Below are 15,399 nucleotides of genomic sequence, written 5' to 3'. Positions count from 1 at the left end.
TTAATCTTTCAATGTTTTTCCGGTAAGTTCAATAAACACGTCTTCTAAGCTGGCGCGGCCGACAGACAGACTTTCGGGGTCGGTTTTTTGCACTAGTGACAAAGAGTCGTTTAGATCGTGTTTCGTGTGTAATCTGAGCTCATAATGGTGCGATTTTCCCGCCAGTTCTTCTAAAATGCCAATTTTATTGAGAGCATCAAACGATTTTTGAGATAGGTTTGGGGTAATGAAGTGGATTTTGTAGGGATGTTTTACTTTTTCAATCAAATTGTGGGTTTTATCAAGCGCTACAATTTTGCCCGAATCCATAATGCCAATACGATCACACAAAATTTCGGCCTCTTCCATATAATGGGTAGTTAACACAATAGTTTTGCCTTGCGCCTTAATTTTAATGATTAAATCCCATAAATTACGTCTGGCAATTGGGTCTAGGCCGGTCGTTGGCTCGTCTAAAAAGACAATTTGCGGGTCATTTACCAGGCTTGCCACAATCGAAAATCGCTGACGTTGCCCGCCAGATAGGTTATTGATGTATGATTTTGCCTTGTCTTTAAGATCTACAAGCTCTAACAACTCCATCGGATTAACGGTTTTTTGGTAAAAACTGCCGAATAAATCTAATATTTCAACCAGTGTAAGGAAGCCAAAATAGGCCGAAGACTGAAGCTGGACACCGATAATGTGTTTGATCTTGGATAAATCGTGGCGAATGTCAAAATTTAGTACCTTAATTTCTCCACTGGTGGGCTTTCGTAAACCCTCAATCATTTCTAAAGTAGTGGTTTTGCCGGCGCCGTTTTCGCCTAATAAACCGAATATTTCACCTTTTTTGACCTCAAATGAGATATTATCAACCGCTTTTAGCGATCCATAAGCTTTCTTCAAATTTTTGACTGTAATGATATTTTCCACTTTTTCTCCTAACTCATTATAAAGATTGATAGCCATTTTGACAACTATCTCGCGGGCACATTAAGTAACCTAAGATACTTAAGTTACTTAGATAATCTTGAGCCGATTATCGCCTGATTTTTTCATAAAGGGGTTGACATTTATTGCGCTGTGCTGTAGAATGTATAGGTCGGTAAGAAATGAGTAGAAGTATGATTATGTCATACTTTTTTTGTGCTTACTGATAAGAACAAAGTGAGTGGGGCTTAACTTTCTTCTTCCGTATAACAAGGAGTTTTGTATTTGTACGTCAAAAGCCGCGCGGTGGCTACTGGCAATTGCCATTAGCACATTACCTTTTCAAACACCGCCCGCAATTCACGCACAGTCAGAGAATATCCCATCTTCAAACCCAGAATGTGAAATTAATATTTCAACGAAATCTGCTGGTGCTATTTGTGTCGCCAAAACGCTTACCATTACTGTGGGTGACTCAAACCAAACTATTGTAAATAAAAGACAGGCTGAAGCAAGAGCTAAAGCTTTGGCATCGAAAAAAATCAATTCTCTAATTCTAGCAGTAACTGATGCGGTAAAATTGTACCCCGAATCCGGTCAATGTGTTCCATTTGCCAGAGCGGTTAGTGGTATCAACATTTCCGGTGCTGCAATCTCGAATAAACCGAACTCAAATATTCCGGAAGATGGTGCGGTTTTGATTACAACCGAGAGTCGTCCCGGCCACGCAGCGGTGGTTACCTCGATTAACGGTAATACTATTGAAGTAATTGAGCGTAACTATTTTTCCGGATGGGTATCTAAGCGAAAGATTCTATTAAATTCTCCAATCATTCGCGGATTTATTGTGCATTCATAAAAGTCGGCGCACAACCGTAAGTTAATCTCAAACTAATGGTATCTTCCAATTGGATAAATTGGATATATTTGACCGATTGGGAGGTCGAATATTTATTTAATTGATAACAGTATTGCCCTGATTACATGTTAATACGTTAATATAACCAGAGCTATAAATGTGTTGCTAGTTAGGCCTTTTGTGGAAAATGAGACCATAATATTCGTACTAATACACCAAAGGTTGATAGGAATATTACACCGCAAGCAAGCCAACCCAACACCGGAATGACGCCCAAAACCATTAATGCAATCACGCCAATTAGTGCCGATAGCCAGTCAAGGCGGGCAGTTTTAGACTTTGATATTAATCGTACGATCTCTGATCCAATCCAGATTGCCGCAAATGCCCCCGAAAGAATTAAAGCAAGAATGAACAATAATCCTAAAACAGCGGCCAAGCTTGAGCCAATTAGTGAAACCGTGAATAAGACGATGGATACTGGAACAACAATAATTGCGATAAAACCAATGCCTAGTGATAAGCCAAATTTGGTTTTGTTTTGTTCGACAACGTGTGCGGTAGAGCGGGCAAATCCGTAAACTAAAATCAAAGCCATTACCAGCCACGCCAACGCCTTCATTAGGGCGCTAAACACTAACAAACCGGCCAAAGAATCACCCACGCCGTTGTTGTGGTAACTAATTTTTTGATAATCAACGCCGCCAACGACTCGCGCGGTGGTGGCAATAGTGGCTTCAACAGGTGATGAATAGGACAGTTTGCCGCCGATAACTGATGTGCTTCCCAGCTCGAGGGTGCTGATTTGTTTAGCAATAACGTCTTTACCTACTTGTCCGTTGATGATGATATCGCCGCCAGTTGCTCTGAGTGTGCCATCAACCTTACCGTTAACGGTTACTGTGCCACCGGCTACTAGTAGATCACCTTTAACTACGGTGTTTGAATCTATGGTAACGGTGCCTCCGGCAACCAACAAATCCTCGCCAATGCTGCCGGTAATATCAACCGTGCCACCCATTACGCGCACGTTCTGGCCTACATCTGATTTTAGTGAGACCGTGCCACCAGCGATCAAAACGCTGTGCGCAACCGGGTCATTGACCGTTACGTTGCCGCCAGCTGCAACCAAATCTTTCAAAACCGGAGCGTCAACAGTCACGTTAGAGCCGGCGACATATAAGTTATTCCAAACCGTGTCTGTGCCAACGGTTACGTTGGTGGATGGGCTCTCAGGTGCTTTTAAATCCGCTGCGTAGGCTGGGATTGCCATAAATCCGGACAAGAATAACGCCACCACAAATATGCGAAATTTCATAGTTTCCTTTCTTTGTTACTATACCTTTAAGCTAATATTTATCTGGTCTAAAGTCAAATATTTTTGTCTCATGGAAAACGATGGATAACAAGGGATTTTTTAGGGATTAAAAAAACGACGATAAACGTCGAATTTTTGGTGCACCCAACAGGAATCGAACCTGTAACCTTCTCCTTAAGAGGGAGCTGCTCTGCCAGTTGAGCTATGGGTGCGAGCGAGGGCGTATCGTCGCCCGAGCGAGCATCCACTTGCGTAGAATAACGCGCTCAGAATGCGACCAAAGCGAGCATTCTGTAATTGGATGCGAGTGAAACGAGTATCCAAATGTGTTATTCCGCAAGATGGGTGCCTGAAATGAGTGATTTCGCAAGATGGTGCGATATGGTACGCCCGGAAGGATTTGAACCCTCGACCTTCTGATCCGAAGTCAGACGCTCTATCCAGCTGAGCTACGGGCGCTTATTTATCACCTAACTCATATTTTAACATTTTTTCACGAAAAACAAAATAGGTAGACGTCAAACCCTTTTTTTTATGAAAATATGATATAACGATAGTATCTGACGTACGACAAGAACCTTCACAGAGAGGATACGATCATGCGGTGCACCAAGATAGATCGTAGATCGTTGCATGGCTGGAAGACACTCAACCCTCCAGGCAGCATTAGTTGCCCCAATCGGCCGGATGAGGTTCTGGAACGGCTGGGAAGCCAGTTCTGGAGATGCCTCAACTTCGTCAGGAGTGCGGTCCCGGATGCCCTGGGGATAAATGGCCTTGATGCGTTCGCTCAGGCGGAGAATGGTTGCCTGAACGTGGTTGCCGAATTCGAGATTCCTGGTAGCGTCATGATGCCGGTAGTAGAGGTTATCCGGAAAGACGGGCTGACGCTGGTGATGAAACCCGGGGACCAGTGGATTATCTCGGTTGACAGCCCCAGTGAGGTTTCCGCCGACTTCATGGGCCTACTCGACCCCAGTCTCCACCCGACACCGGACGACATTCCGGCCGAGTTCATCTTCGACCAGTACGCGATAGGCGCTCGCCGCTTTACGGCCGTGATCCGGGGCGATCCCGTCGAACACAAGGTGTTCGCTTTCCTGTGGTTGCTCGGACACTACCAACCCTCTCGGTAGACGCCCGACTCCTGGTTCTTTCAGCTCCGTGCACCCGCTCGGAGCTGATTCTTTATTGGATTAAAATATGATATAACGATAGTATCTGTCTACGGTAGGACTTCCGCAGAAGGGAGATCTCAGCTGGTGCTGAAGCAGTGCACTTTCATAAGTACCGGATAGGACAAGGAGCGCGAGATGCTTCAGACTGCGTTTGTGGCGTTGGGCATGATTGCCTTCGTTGTTGCACTAACTGGCATTGGTGTGTGGCTCGTGACTTGGAAGCCGAAACAAGGTACCTCGATCATCAAAAGAGGCGTGACCCATACCACCTATCTCAGCGAACCAACCAACGAACCGGGAGAACGACCCCGCCGGATTCCAGCACCCCGGGAGCCCAGGCGACGGAAAGGAGATCCACGTGCTTGACAGCATCATTGGCGTGGTGGTGGCTGCATGGTTGGTTCACCGCCTCGCACGTATGAAGGAGAAGGCGCGGCTGAAGCAGCTACCCGATCCAAAACCAGACGTGCCTGACGATGTAGCCAACAAACCGGTGCGTCGTCGCGCCCCCAAGTATCGTAATGAATTCGGTCCGTTCGATGACGAAGAGATCGCGCGCAACAGCGTGCCTTTCTGCCTGGAAGACAAGACACAATGAAGCGCCGACCCGTCACCCCCAACAGCTCCGTGCTAGACCAAGTGCGGAGCTAATTCTTTATATATTTTTCAGACTTATTTCTTGACGTAAAACGAAGCCCATCGGAAGCGACGATCCGATGGGCACTTGGGTTATTGGGCATGGCATCTGCTTTCGATACCTAGATTGACCACGTTTCCTCCGTGGAAACCTCCTCAACCCTCACCCAGAAGAAGTTGTCGACGCCATCCTTACCGAAGTCGGATTCGAGCTCAGCATGCTTCTGGCAGAACGGATGAATGCCAGTGAATTGGGTATGTCGCTCCCAGACAGCAGTGTCTGGGCAAAACATGCATTGGGTCTGTTTCTGACCCGCTGGGTCATGCGTGTCTCGTAGCGCCGCCAGTTCTGCCTTGGCACGGCACAATTGCTCGGTTAGATCGACGATCACCGCCGCCGCACCAAGCATGTAAGAAGAACGTCGTGCGTCGTGTTGGTCATGATCGCACAGGATTGATCGGATGACTTGGGTAGCATCGAGACCGACAACTCCACCGTCAACCATCTCGGATAGACTGCGATATAGCACTGCGTACATGCTCTCTGCCTTGTACGGGCATAGCACCGTTGTGCAGGCGGGACGGGCATAGACCAGAAGCCACTTTTGCGGATGATCGTTCAGGTATTGCTTGATCAGCCTAAGGACTTCGGTGTCCATCTCGACGCGCAAGAAGCTTGCTAACATCCATGGGTCATCTGCATTATCAAGCGCAGTCCGATAGTCCGGCTTCCCCGTGATCGCTTGGCAGACTTGCTGTGAATGTATGCTGCCTTTACGAGCAAGGTATTCCACTAGCTCAGGCAACTGCGTGAACAACGTTTTCATTGCCTGAAAACGCTCGTCCAACACCTGGTCTGTCATATCCGTATGTCCTTTCGGGTGGCGTACGATAGTGTCAGAGGTATGTTAACGAACGATCGTTGAAAAACAGCGTAAGTATATCATAATTACACATATTGATCAAAATATCATTGTGTCAAAACCATTTATCTTTGCTATTGTATGGTCAACATATCTTGTATCTGCTGCCAGCTATAAGTCAGCAGCAAAAAGGAGAGGCGGATACTCGACTGCATCACTAGCATGGTGGTGGCTGCGCCGACCCGTCACCCCCAACAGCTCCGTGCTAGACCAAGTGCGGAGCTAATTCTTTATATAGATTCCGGGTCAAGCCCGGAATGACAAAGATAGAATCGACAATAATCTCTACTTAAAATTGCTGTTGGTGGGGCAGGAGGAGTTATCACTACCTGTCAATCTTTTGGTAATATCGGCAAAGACAAACGACTGTGCGCGCCCGTTTGGGTAAGCATAATAACATTTGGGTAAATAATCCATTTTGGCATCAAAATAGGTATTAAAAATTAACCGAAACACATTAACCGAATCGGCGCTGGTTTGAATTTGGGCCGCAGAAGCTTTTGGAATGTGATATGCGGCTAAAACTCCATATTTCATTTGCAAATCTGCATCCGACCAGTTGCGCATATCACTTGCCGATAACTCCTCTTCAATCGCTTGCCCGTTTAGCTGACCGTTCATTTGCATCGGATACGCACCTTCATCTGCTTGCAGAACAATAATCGCTTGATTGCTACTTGATTTATTGATCTGATCGATCACGGTCTTCATCTGACTATTGATGAATTTAATTTGGTCGGTATATTTTGTTTTGATCGGCTTTCCCACGCTGTCACTGGTGGGGTTGGTGGAATACGATCCATCGGCGTTAAACAAATAGGGCTCATGGGGGATTAAAAAGTGCGCAAAGATTACTCGTCCGCCCGCAGACTGGCTGGCAAAATCTTTGAGGTGTTGGATTTTATATAATGTTGCGTCTGCTTCGCTAATTTGGCTGTAACCAAGTACAGAAAAATGGCCAATATTTAGTCCGCGAGAGACAATTTGCCCAATCCACGAGTTAGTTAAATGGTTTTTGGCAAAATCATTCAGGGTAAAAGTATGATTTAGTATGATAAGTTGGCCGTCGGGTTGGTGATTCTGATCTGCAAGCGGTGCTTGATTACTGGCTTCATACCAGCTGCCTAGTTGGATAAATTTGTATCCCGCACTTTTGAGCGATTGAATAACCGAGCTGTATCTAATTGAATCGTGAAACGGCTCTAAAGTTTGTTCAGATGCACCGCCGAACTTTTGCACGATATCGGATTGATAGTTGGCATTCATCGTTGATGAAATAGACATCGTAGTAAAAGGATAGTTGCTATGCGCGTCATTGTTTACTGTGAAGCCGTTTTTATCCAAATAATTCAAGAAATCCCCGTTATCAAAATTGAATTGGGTTTTGAGCACGTTTTGATTGGCGTATCTGTCTAGAACGATGTAATAAATATCTGGTTTATTTGTCGTATTTAAATTTGCCGAAAGGGTTGGTGGGCGATAGCTAAATTGCGCCCATTCTGCAATGACAATTTTAATGACCAACATGGATTGAACAATAAAGATGGTAATTACGGTAATTATTACGGAACGATACCATATTACCAATTCCCATTTTTGGTTGCGGAAGTATGCAATGAGGCGGTGCGAGAAATACATGATGATTGCAATTACCAGTATCAGAAAAAACAGGTACTGAAAAAACGAAACACCAGTGGAATAACTAGCAAACGGGGTGATTGTTTTGATTAATGTGCCAGCCGCATTTAATCGATTAGCAAATTGGTGCGTCAAGAACAAAATGGTAAATCCGCCTGTTAGCACCCCAATTAAGTTGTTTTGTTTGTATTGGCGCCAGAAAATTGCACCAACCACCAGCGCGGTTATTGAATTCAAAATAATCGGCAGAACCAAATCAGCTGCGGTTACCTGATATCGATTAGATAGCCAGTTTGAAATTAACGGAAAAGAAGAAATCGCAAACAAAATCAAGCAATACCAAAAATAGTACAAATTTTTCTTAAATTTGAGCTTGGAAAAATTATCCATCATTTTGAGATTCACGGTGTTTAGTCTTTGTTTTTACGCAGATAGTGCTTAATTTTGGTGACAAAACGCCCGCCAAACGAACGTAGAGCGTACCCGGCGCCAAAGATTACTCCAATAGTAACTTGAATTGCATAACTACCGGTGCCGGCATCAATATATGCGTGCGCGCTGTGAAGCGGTGTGATGATTAAAAATGCCGCAATCCAAACTGCCAAGCTCGCTCTAAATTTATATTCTAGATTAATAACAATCCACCTTCCGTTTTGGCTGCCTACCTAATTACACTGATTTTGCCTGATAATAAACTGAAAACAACTAGTTCACTCTAGCGGGTTTTTTGACATTACAATGATATCAAAAAATTGAATAGAAGCAAATTTACTTAATAAATGGGGCAAGGGTACTAGCCGAACTGGACAGTGGTGAGAGAACATTTCCTAAAATGGCGACAATTAGGGCAATAATTGCTACCGCAGCCACAATGCGTTGGCTGGCAGTGATTTGTTGTCTAAGGGACCGCATCTCCAAATAGATACCATAGAACGTCAGACAAAGATTAAGCACCGCCGCCAAAACCACCCAGTTCCACACCATAGACCAATCAATGGAATGCGAATGGCTGGTGGTGTACTTAATAAGTAAACTCATCCAGGTGATTAGCGTAACAAAATAAATTAGCGATAAATAAAAAATTGTTTTACCAAAATGCCTAGGTGAATGTAGGATGCGCACAACGTGATTTTGATCGTCTAAGTAATGTTCAAAACCTAATCGAAACCAATCTTGTTCTTGCTCGGTCAGATCACGTAGATCTTCTACCGATCTAAATTGGCCGGTGTGTTGGTAGATACGCAAAATTCCGGCTTTGGTGCCGCCATCGGCCTTTAAAGCCATAACCTTATTTTTGATTTGATGGGTAACGGTGTGCATACTTCTATTTAATCACATTCTGGGTTGACAGTACAATTGCGATAATTTGAAATTTGAAATTTTTAATTACGGGATGGGATTCTTTTTTAAGATTTCTCTCTCCGAGCCGTAGGCTCCAGCCCGTAGGACTTACGCCCGGAGGGTCTACGAGCCGGAGGCCAACACGCTCGAATCGACATTCTCGCAGAGTCGAAATGACAGAATAATATGACACTCTCAGTTTTCCGTCTTCCGTCCTCTGTCATCTGATTTATTCCATCGCGTTAATTACATCTGCTAGGGAGATTGTCGCCCGGCCGACTACTGTGTCTGCGGCACCGTAAAAAATTTGTAAAATGTCAGGGTTTAAGTGGTCTTGAATTACGCCGGTAGGAAACACGACGTATGGGGCAAATCCGGTGGTTTCAAACGATTCAAACGGTGCCATAATGGCCGATTTTGTTCTGGCAATCACTTTCGACGGGTCGTCTAGGTCTGACAAAAAGGCGCCGGCGGAATACACTCCAATTGAGTCTGAATCATCTACTTTTTCTACTCCATGATAGATATTAAGCCAACCGTGCTTGGTTTTAAGCGGTGGACATCCTGGGCCAAGTTTATTCGAATCAAATCCCACCTCTGGACTGGTTAGCACGTGCTGATATTCTCCCCAATGAATTAGATCGGTAGAATATGCCAATAGCAAATTAGAATGATGCAGCCGAGTATGGCTGGATGGCCGAGTGTACGCGGCGAATTTACCGTCAATTTGCTCAGGGAACAGCACTACGTCTTTGGTTTCTAAATCAAAAATTATGCCTAACCGCTTAAAATCGACGAAATCTTTGGTAGACATTAACGAGGTGCAAATGCCGCATTTTTTTGAGACTGAAACGTAGGTGATATAAAACGTATCATCAATTTTTGAGATGCGTGGGTCTTCTACACCGTATTCCTCATACTCATTTATGGGCTGTAGCGCGGATGGCGAAGAAACCTTAATTATTTCTTGTCCGCTTTGGTTTAACTCAATTAATGCAAGCCTTGAAATAAAGTTTAGCCTTACCAGCCCATTGTCTGAAGCTACCTTTCGCGGGTCATGGTTTTCATCGTCAGTTCTAAAACAATCTACCTCTAGATTGACTTTGGAGAGCTCGCTAAACACCATTCGGGGCGAGCAAGTCTGATTTCGCTCAACGTTTTTTACTGCCTCGGCCACTCTAGCAAGCATAATTACTTTTTGATTGTAGCGAGTAACCCCGGGGTTAAAAACTCCGATTACTTTTAATCGCTCGTCTGATGGTTTTAGATCTTTAGGACTCAGTACTAATTCACTTTTGCGTTCGAGCATTTTCCCCTCTAATGTTAATCATAAACCTAAATTAGAATAATGATATTAAATTTAAGCTAACCGTGATTCGCGTGAATAAAACCAGTGTTTGGCAAATTCATTAACAAACACGTTTAAGACAAGCACTACAATCATAAATAGCCAAAACCCAATTGGCAAGACGTTAAATTCGAACATTTTCCCCAGTGGGCTCTGACTGATAATAATGGCAAACATAACGATTGCCGAAGCAGATACCTTAACCCAAATTGACGGCTTGCTCTTAAAGAACGGTATAATCTTAGTTCTAAGTACAATCATTACCATTGCTTGAGTGGCAAGCGACTCAATAAACCATCCGGATCTAAACGATCCTACGCTGGAATGAAAAATATACAGCAGGCCAACAAATGTAAGAATATCAAAAATTGAACTGACCGGGCCAAAAATAAAAATAAATCGTTTAATTTGATTTATATCCCACTTTAATGGTTTGGCTGTTTCCGAATTATCTACATTGTCGGTGGGTAAGCTTAACTGGGAGACGTCGTAGATTAGGTTGTTTAAAATGATTTGAATTGGCAGCATGGGGATAAATGGGAGGAAGAATGATGCCACACTCATTGAAATCATGTTGCCAAAATTGGAGCCAAAGTTCATAAAGATGTATTTGGTGGTGTTGATGAACACTTTGCGTCCGTCTTTTACGCCTTCAAGCAGTACTTCTAGTGATTTGTGCATTAAAATGAGATCAGCGGACTCCTTGGCTACATCGGTGGCGTTTTCAACAGATATCCCGACATCGGCTTGTTTGAGCGACGAAGCGTCGTTCACACCGTCTCCAAGGTAACCAACCACCATCCCGCTGCGCTGTAAGGTGCTAATGACTAATTTTTTTTGATCCGGCGTAAGCTTGGCAAAAATGGTGTTAGCTTTTATTTTTTCCACCAGCTTTTCTTCAGATAAGTGAAGTAGATCGTCTCCAATACAAACCCCGGAAACGGCCAAATCCAGATCTTTACATACCTTCATTGTAACTTCGGGGTTGTCTCCGGTTAATATTTTGAGTCCGATACCTGATGCGGCTAATTGTTTAAGCGATCTTTTTGCTGATTGCTTGGGTGGATCTTGAAATGCGGTAAGTCCTAAGAAAATCAAATCTTTTTCATCGGTTTTTGAATAAGTAGCGTGCTGATTTTTAGCTTTTAATTCGCGATACGACACCGCCAATACCCTAAAACCATCTTTGCTTAGCTCAGACAGGCGGTCAGAAATTTTTTGCCTACTACGCGTGGTAAGTGGTTTAACCACTCCATCGTGTTCGTAAAAATCAAGCTCAGGCAACATTTCTTCTAATGCACCTTTGCATATTAGTATTGTTTTGCCATCTTTTTTCAGTACCACCGATAAGCGTTTGCGCACAAAATCAAACGGAATCTCATCAATTTTTTGCCACGCGTCTCTGACCTCATGATGTTTTAATATCGCTTCTTCCAGTGGCCCGCGGATGTTTGATTGATGAGTGCAGTTAGCATGAGCGAATTGCAACACTTTACGGTCGGTTTTGAAGTCAAAATTCTCGTATTTTTCTAAGATGATTTTATTTTCCGTCAGCGTGCCGGTTTTATCGGTACACAACATATTCATACTGCCTAGGTTATGAATCGAAGGCAAATGTTTGACAATCACCCCTTTTCTAGACATTTTTAGCGCCCCTTCGGCTAGGTTTACGGTCATAATCATCGGCAAAAGTTCCGGGGTGATGCCAATAGCCAAAGCAAGGGCAAAAAGAAAAGAATCGATCAGCTGATGTCCGCTAAAACTGTTGATCAAGAAGACCACCAGCACCAAGCAAATGGCAATTTTCATTACCAAATAGCCGAATTGCCGAATACCGCGTTCAAAATTGGTTTCGGGGCTGGCATTGGCCAGATCGGTGGCGATTTTGCCGTATCGAGTATCTTTGCCGATGGTTTCTACCACCGCAAAGCCTTCGCCATTTACCACCAATGTGCCCATGTACGCAAGCTGACCCATGGTTTTTTCTTGTGGAAACGACTCGCCGGTTAACGTTGATTCATCAATGTGCAAATCTTTAATTGAGATAATTTTAACATCGGCCGGGATAACGCTACCGCTCTCAACAGAAATCAAATCTCCCACCGTGATCTCTTTTGAGGGGATTTCGGTTAGCATCCCGTTGCGCATTACATCGGTTTTGACCTCAACTTGTCGTTTTAATCGCTCCGCCGCTTTCTCACTGCGATGTTCAAGATAGACGTCTAATGACACGCTGATCAAAATCATAATCAATATCATTACAAAATCTAACATTGAACCGGTTAGCATCGAGAAAAATGAGGCGAATAGTAGCAAGATGATTAACGGATTGGTAAATTTTTCCAAAAAACTGATTAAGAGGGTACGGCGAGTTTGGGTGACGACGCTGTTTGGGCCGTATTTTGCTTGACGACGTCTTACAGCATCCGCGGTTAGCCCGTTTGGTGATGAGTAAAGACGGTTTAAAAGCGCGGTTTGTTTTGAATTAAAATTAATAGCATCCATACCATTTCATTTTAGCAACTAAAATGAAAAAGCACTAAGCACTAAATTCTAAGCACGAAACTTTCTGAGCTGTCATTTCGACCCTACGAGCCTTGTCGAGCTGTTGGCTCCGCCCGTAGGCTACGCCCGGAGGGAGAAATGTAATATAAGATTTTGAAATTTGATAATCGCGAGCAAATTGCGAGTGATTTCGATGCGAAGCATCTAATTTTTAATGATGGAAAGGATTTTTTCTCTGATCACAATTGGTCTGATTGGATTGATTGGCTTAATTGGAAGCTCCCTTCTCCTCTAGAGGAGAAGGTGGGACGCTAAGCGTCCCTCAACCCCGCTTAGCGGGGTGCCCGGAGGGCGGATGAGGAGGAATATTAGACATTTGAGCTTAAAAATTTTATAGTAAGATCATGACCGAAAACACCATTGCCAAAAATAAGCGCGGATTGTTTGATTACGAAATCACCGAGCATTTTGAAGCGGGGATTGCGTTAACCGGGGGTGAAATTAAATCTATTCGTGCCAAGCGCGCTGATATTTCTGCGGCATACGCTAGAGTTTTGCGTGGAGAAGTTTGGTTAATTAATATGAATTTATCGCTAAATGGTTTGGAGAATCCCACGCGCACCCGGAAATTGTTATTACATAAATCCGAAATCAACCGACTAATTGGACTGGTAGAACAAAAAGGATATGCCCTTATTCCTTTATATCTATACTTTAAGCGTGGTAAAGCCAAAATAGACATTGGTGTTGGGCGGGGGCGTAAAAAATATGATAAGCGCGAACTAATCAAAAAACGCGACATCGCCAAAGAACAACGGCAAGTAACCAGCCTTAAAAAGGTTTGACGACTGATCACAAAACTGATATATTATAGCTACAAACTGGTCGCAAGGGAGACGCGCGATGCAGGTGGATTTGATTGAGGCGCTGAACAAGATTCTACCGAGCGGATACGTTGCCACCGAAGAAGACGGCAAGGCGGTCATTAGGCAGGTCAGGTGTTCGGAGTGCCGCGAGCAACGTGTCGAGTTCATCTTCAACGAGTCGCAGGCGATGAGGGCTATCGAGGCCGCCATGTGGCTTCGGGGTTCCCTGAAGTTTCGCGCTAAGGCGGCGTAATACAAGCCGAGGGCGACGGAGATTTTTCCGCCGCCCTGATTCTTTATATTTGCCATGTAGTTATTTGTACGTTTATTTTTTGTCAAGATCATAGGCGTGAACATGTTTCACCTCGGGGGTGCAAGAGGGGCTGCTTGAATTATCAGAAAATAGAACTCATAATTATTTTATGAACATTCAAGAGCCAACCATTATTCAATATCGGACAGAAGTATATCCCCGTTTGGTCGAAAAGGGTGTAGAACCGCCAGCGGAAAATAGTTTGAATGAGCAGAAAATGTTCGAAAGATGGTTGCGTGGCTGGAAAAGGTTACATCATGCTGAGTGAATCAATAGGCCACGAAGAATCGATGCTATCAGAGCCAGAGCAAAAAATTCACCTGTCGGTGGCGGAAAAGCTGCAGATTAGCCCAGAAGAAATCAAATTTACTAACTTAGAGGGGTTCATTAAAGGTGATCGATACGCCTATTTTTTTACCAAACAATGCTTTGGGAAAATTGCGAAAGAGCCGAATCACAAACTCCAGCTAGCCCGGGAAGTGTCAAACACATTGCTAGCCCAAGATCTAGGTTTCGACACCACAGGTGTCTCTCTGCCGTATTCTGAAATTGATTCGGAGCACGGGATGGTAGTTTTTGATAAATTATCATCTGAAGATGGCAGTGCATTTGTTAGCTACGAGGATATTTCGGGTTTGAGTGATGAAGAAGCTCAAAAATATGGTTCGCGATCTGCGCAAACTCTAATGTCCCATGGTTTTGCCAAATTGCCGTCGGATGAGGACGCGACTCGATTTTTGCACAGAGGCGCTGAGGGGTGGAGCCAGATGGTTGATTCCCCGGAGTCACTCAAAAACGGGATTGACCAAAGGCGGTCATTTATCGATTATCCCGGGATAGTTGAGAATCTGCAACAAGTCGTCGGTGACTCGGTTGACGTTGCCGAGTTGGCTCGAGAGTTTTCCCGACTCCCGCAACTAATAGACCTATTAATTGAACACTTCCCAAAACAAGATGATGAGTATTTTGTTCACAATGACGCCGGCATTCAAAACATCTTTTTTCGGGCCAACAGCCAAGATGGTCAAGAACCTGACCTGATGATTGATTTCGAAGCTGCATCCGCGACACACTATCCAATTCTAGGTTTGATACGAGACATTCAACAGTATTTCGGAAAGGTGTGGGCAAACCCAGATTTGCAGAAACAATTTATTAAAGGTTGTTTTGACTGGAAAAGCCGTGATAATCCTGATCTTAACGAACCGAATAATAGATATTATCTTTTGAGGGCGGCGATTGAGTTGGGTAGCTTGCATTTTAGTCATTTTCCCTTAAAGCGGGTTGTTCAGCGGGTCGAACAAGATCACGGGCCTGGCGTCGATTCAATAAAATCAGCGATCGATGAGGAACGGGAAATGGATTTGCCGCTATCGTTATTAAAAAATCTCCCTGAAAATTTAAAATATTTGGATGATTTATATCAAAACGAACAATAAAACTGAGTTGAAATCACAGGTGTGAACGTATTTCTCCCCGAGGGTGCAAGAATTTCCGCCGCCCTGATTCTTTCCCCCTATCCTACATCCTCAAAATGTGGTACACTATAAAGGATATTGGAG

15 protein-coding genes and 2 tRNA genes are annotated in these 15,399 nt (G+C 44.0%); 7 read left to right on the top strand and 10 right to left on the bottom strand.

Going from position 1 to position 15,399, the window contains the following annotated elements:
• Positions 1 to 915: an ABC transporter ATP-binding protein gene (locus tag WC773_02150; GenBank protein ID MFA6082198.1), complete on the bottom strand. Its 915-nt coding sequence runs from the start codon at positions 913 to 915 to the stop codon at positions 1 to 3.
• A gap of 238 nt (positions 916 to 1,153) precedes the next feature.
• Here WC773_02150 and WC773_02145 point away from each other — a divergent pair, with 238 nt between their 5' ends.
• Positions 1,154 to 1,771, top strand: a complete 618-nt coding sequence (locus WC773_02145; protein MFA6082197.1) for a CHAP domain-containing protein — start codon at positions 1,154 to 1,156, stop codon at positions 1,769 to 1,771.
• 169 nt (positions 1,772 to 1,940) lie between these two features.
• Here WC773_02145 and WC773_02140 read toward each other — a convergent pair whose 3' ends face one another.
• From WC773_02140 to WC773_02130, 3 genes are all read right to left on the bottom strand, one after another.
• Entirely contained in the window at positions 1,941 to 3,089 is a 1,149-nt protein-coding gene (locus tag WC773_02140) for a polymer-forming cytoskeletal protein (GenBank protein MFA6082196.1), read from the bottom strand.
• A gap of 136 nt (positions 3,090 to 3,225) precedes the next feature.
• A tRNA-Lys gene (locus tag WC773_02135) sits at positions 3,226 to 3,301 on the bottom strand.
• Between the two features lie 170 nt (positions 3,302 to 3,471).
• A tRNA-Arg gene (locus WC773_02130) sits at positions 3,472 to 3,548 on the bottom strand.
• Between the two features lie 140 nt (positions 3,549 to 3,688).
• Here WC773_02130 and WC773_02125 point away from each other — a divergent pair.
• Both WC773_02125 and WC773_02120 read left to right on the top strand, forming a co-directional pair.
• Entirely contained in the window at positions 3,689 to 4,225 is a 537-nt protein-coding gene (locus WC773_02125) for a hypothetical protein (GenBank protein ID MFA6082195.1), read from the top strand.
• A gap of 400 nt (positions 4,226 to 4,625) precedes the next feature.
• A complete protein-coding gene (locus WC773_02120) occupies positions 4,626 to 4,865 on the top strand; it encodes a hypothetical protein (protein ID MFA6082194.1) in 240 nt (79 codons plus the stop codon).
• A gap of 160 nt (positions 4,866 to 5,025) precedes the next feature.
• Here WC773_02120 and WC773_02115 read toward each other — a convergent pair whose 3' ends face one another.
• From WC773_02115 to mgtA, 6 genes are all read right to left on the bottom strand, one after another.
• On the bottom strand, positions 5,026 to 5,766 hold the full coding sequence (locus tag WC773_02115) for a hypothetical protein (protein MFA6082193.1): 741 nt from the start codon (positions 5,764 to 5,766) through the stop codon (positions 5,026 to 5,028).
• A gap of 345 nt (positions 5,767 to 6,111) precedes the next feature.
• Positions 6,112 to 7,857: a hypothetical protein gene (locus WC773_02110; protein MFA6082192.1), complete on the bottom strand. Its 1,746-nt coding sequence runs from the start codon at positions 7,855 to 7,857 to the stop codon at positions 6,112 to 6,114.
• 17 nt (positions 7,858 to 7,874) lie between these two features.
• Positions 7,875 to 8,069: a hypothetical protein gene (locus tag WC773_02105; protein MFA6082191.1), complete on the bottom strand. Its 195-nt coding sequence runs from the start codon at positions 8,067 to 8,069 to the stop codon at positions 7,875 to 7,877.
• A 163-nt stretch (positions 8,070 to 8,232) separates the two neighbouring features.
• Positions 8,233 to 8,784, bottom strand: a complete 552-nt coding sequence (locus WC773_02100; protein MFA6082190.1) for a hypothetical protein — start codon at positions 8,782 to 8,784, stop codon at positions 8,233 to 8,235.
• A gap of 250 nt (positions 8,785 to 9,034) precedes the next feature.
• Positions 9,035 to 10,114, bottom strand: coding sequence for a hypothetical protein (locus WC773_02095; GenBank protein MFA6082189.1), 1,080 nt, complete (start codon positions 10,112 to 10,114; stop codon positions 9,035 to 9,037).
• Between the two features lie 51 nt (positions 10,115 to 10,165).
• Complete coding sequence (gene mgtA / locus WC773_02090) at positions 10,166 to 12,658, bottom strand: magnesium-translocating P-type ATPase (protein ID MFA6082188.1); 2,493 nt, start codon at positions 12,656 to 12,658, stop codon at positions 10,166 to 10,168.
• A gap of 153 nt (positions 12,659 to 12,811) precedes the next feature.
• Here mgtA and WC773_02085 point away from each other — a divergent pair, with 153 nt between their 5' ends.
• The 4 genes from WC773_02085 to WC773_02070 all read left to right on the top strand — a co-directional run bounded on the left by WC773_02085 (position 12,812) and on the right by WC773_02070 (position 15,276).
• Positions 12,812 to 12,973, top strand: a complete 162-nt coding sequence (locus tag WC773_02085; protein ID MFA6082187.1) for a hypothetical protein — start codon at positions 12,812 to 12,814, stop codon at positions 12,971 to 12,973.
• An 89-nt stretch (positions 12,974 to 13,062) separates the two neighbouring features.
• On the top strand, positions 13,063 to 13,503 hold the full coding sequence (gene smpB, locus WC773_02080; protein ID MFA6082186.1) for an SsrA-binding protein SmpB: 441 nt from the start codon (positions 13,063 to 13,065) through the stop codon (positions 13,501 to 13,503).
• 58 nt (positions 13,504 to 13,561) lie between these two features.
• A complete protein-coding gene (locus WC773_02075) occupies positions 13,562 to 13,777 on the top strand; it encodes a hypothetical protein (protein MFA6082185.1) in 216 nt (71 codons plus the stop codon).
• 266 nt (positions 13,778 to 14,043) lie between these two features.
• Positions 14,044 to 15,276 carry a hypothetical protein gene (locus WC773_02070; protein MFA6082184.1) on the top strand — a complete coding sequence of 411 codons (1,233 nt, stop codon included), beginning with the start codon at positions 14,044 to 14,046 and terminating at the stop codon, positions 15,274 to 15,276.
• Positions 15,277 to 15,399 lie beyond the last annotated feature (123 nt).

This window comes from Patescibacteria group bacterium (assembly GCA_041660565.1).
GTDB lineage: Bacteria > Patescibacteriota > UBA1384 > CAJBMM01 > CAJBMM01 > JBAZWC01.
The sequence above is the reverse complement of the archived record's forward strand: the minus strand, read 5'-3'. Positions and strand labels throughout refer to the sequence as shown.

Excerpts from the sequence above, each read along its gene's own strand:
- smpB (MFA6082186.1), top strand. The coding sequence starts at position 13,063 with ATGACCGAAAACACCATTGCCAAAAATAAGCGCGGATTGTTTGATTAC.
- WC773_02140 (MFA6082196.1), bottom strand. The coding sequence starts at position 3,089 with ATGAAATTTCGCATATTTGTGGTGGCGTTATTCTTGTCCGGATTTATG.
- mgtA (MFA6082188.1), bottom strand. The coding sequence starts at position 12,658 with ATGGATGCTATTAATTTTAATTCAAAACAAACCGCGCTTTTAAACCGT.
- WC773_02095 (MFA6082189.1), bottom strand. The coding sequence starts at position 10,114 with ATGCTCGAACGCAAAAGTGAATTAGTACTGAGTCCTAAAGATCTAAAA.
- WC773_02100 (MFA6082190.1), bottom strand. The coding sequence starts at position 8,784 with ATGCACACCGTTACCCATCAAATCAAAAATAAGGTTATGGCTTTAAAG.
- WC773_02070 (MFA6082184.1), top strand. The coding sequence starts at position 14,044 with ATGAGCAGAAAATGTTCGAAAGATGGTTGCGTGGCTGGAAAAGGTTAC.
- WC773_02110 (MFA6082192.1), bottom strand. The coding sequence starts at position 7,857 with ATGATGGATAATTTTTCCAAGCTCAAATTTAAGAAAAATTTGTACTAT.
- WC773_02125 (MFA6082195.1), top strand. The coding sequence starts at position 3,689 with ATGCGGTGCACCAAGATAGATCGTAGATCGTTGCATGGCTGGAAGACA.
- WC773_02115 (MFA6082193.1), bottom strand. The coding sequence starts at position 5,766 with ATGACAGACCAGGTGTTGGACGAGCGTTTTCAGGCAATGAAAACGTTG.
- WC773_02075 (MFA6082185.1), top strand. The coding sequence starts at position 13,562 with ATGCAGGTGGATTTGATTGAGGCGCTGAACAAGATTCTACCGAGCGGA.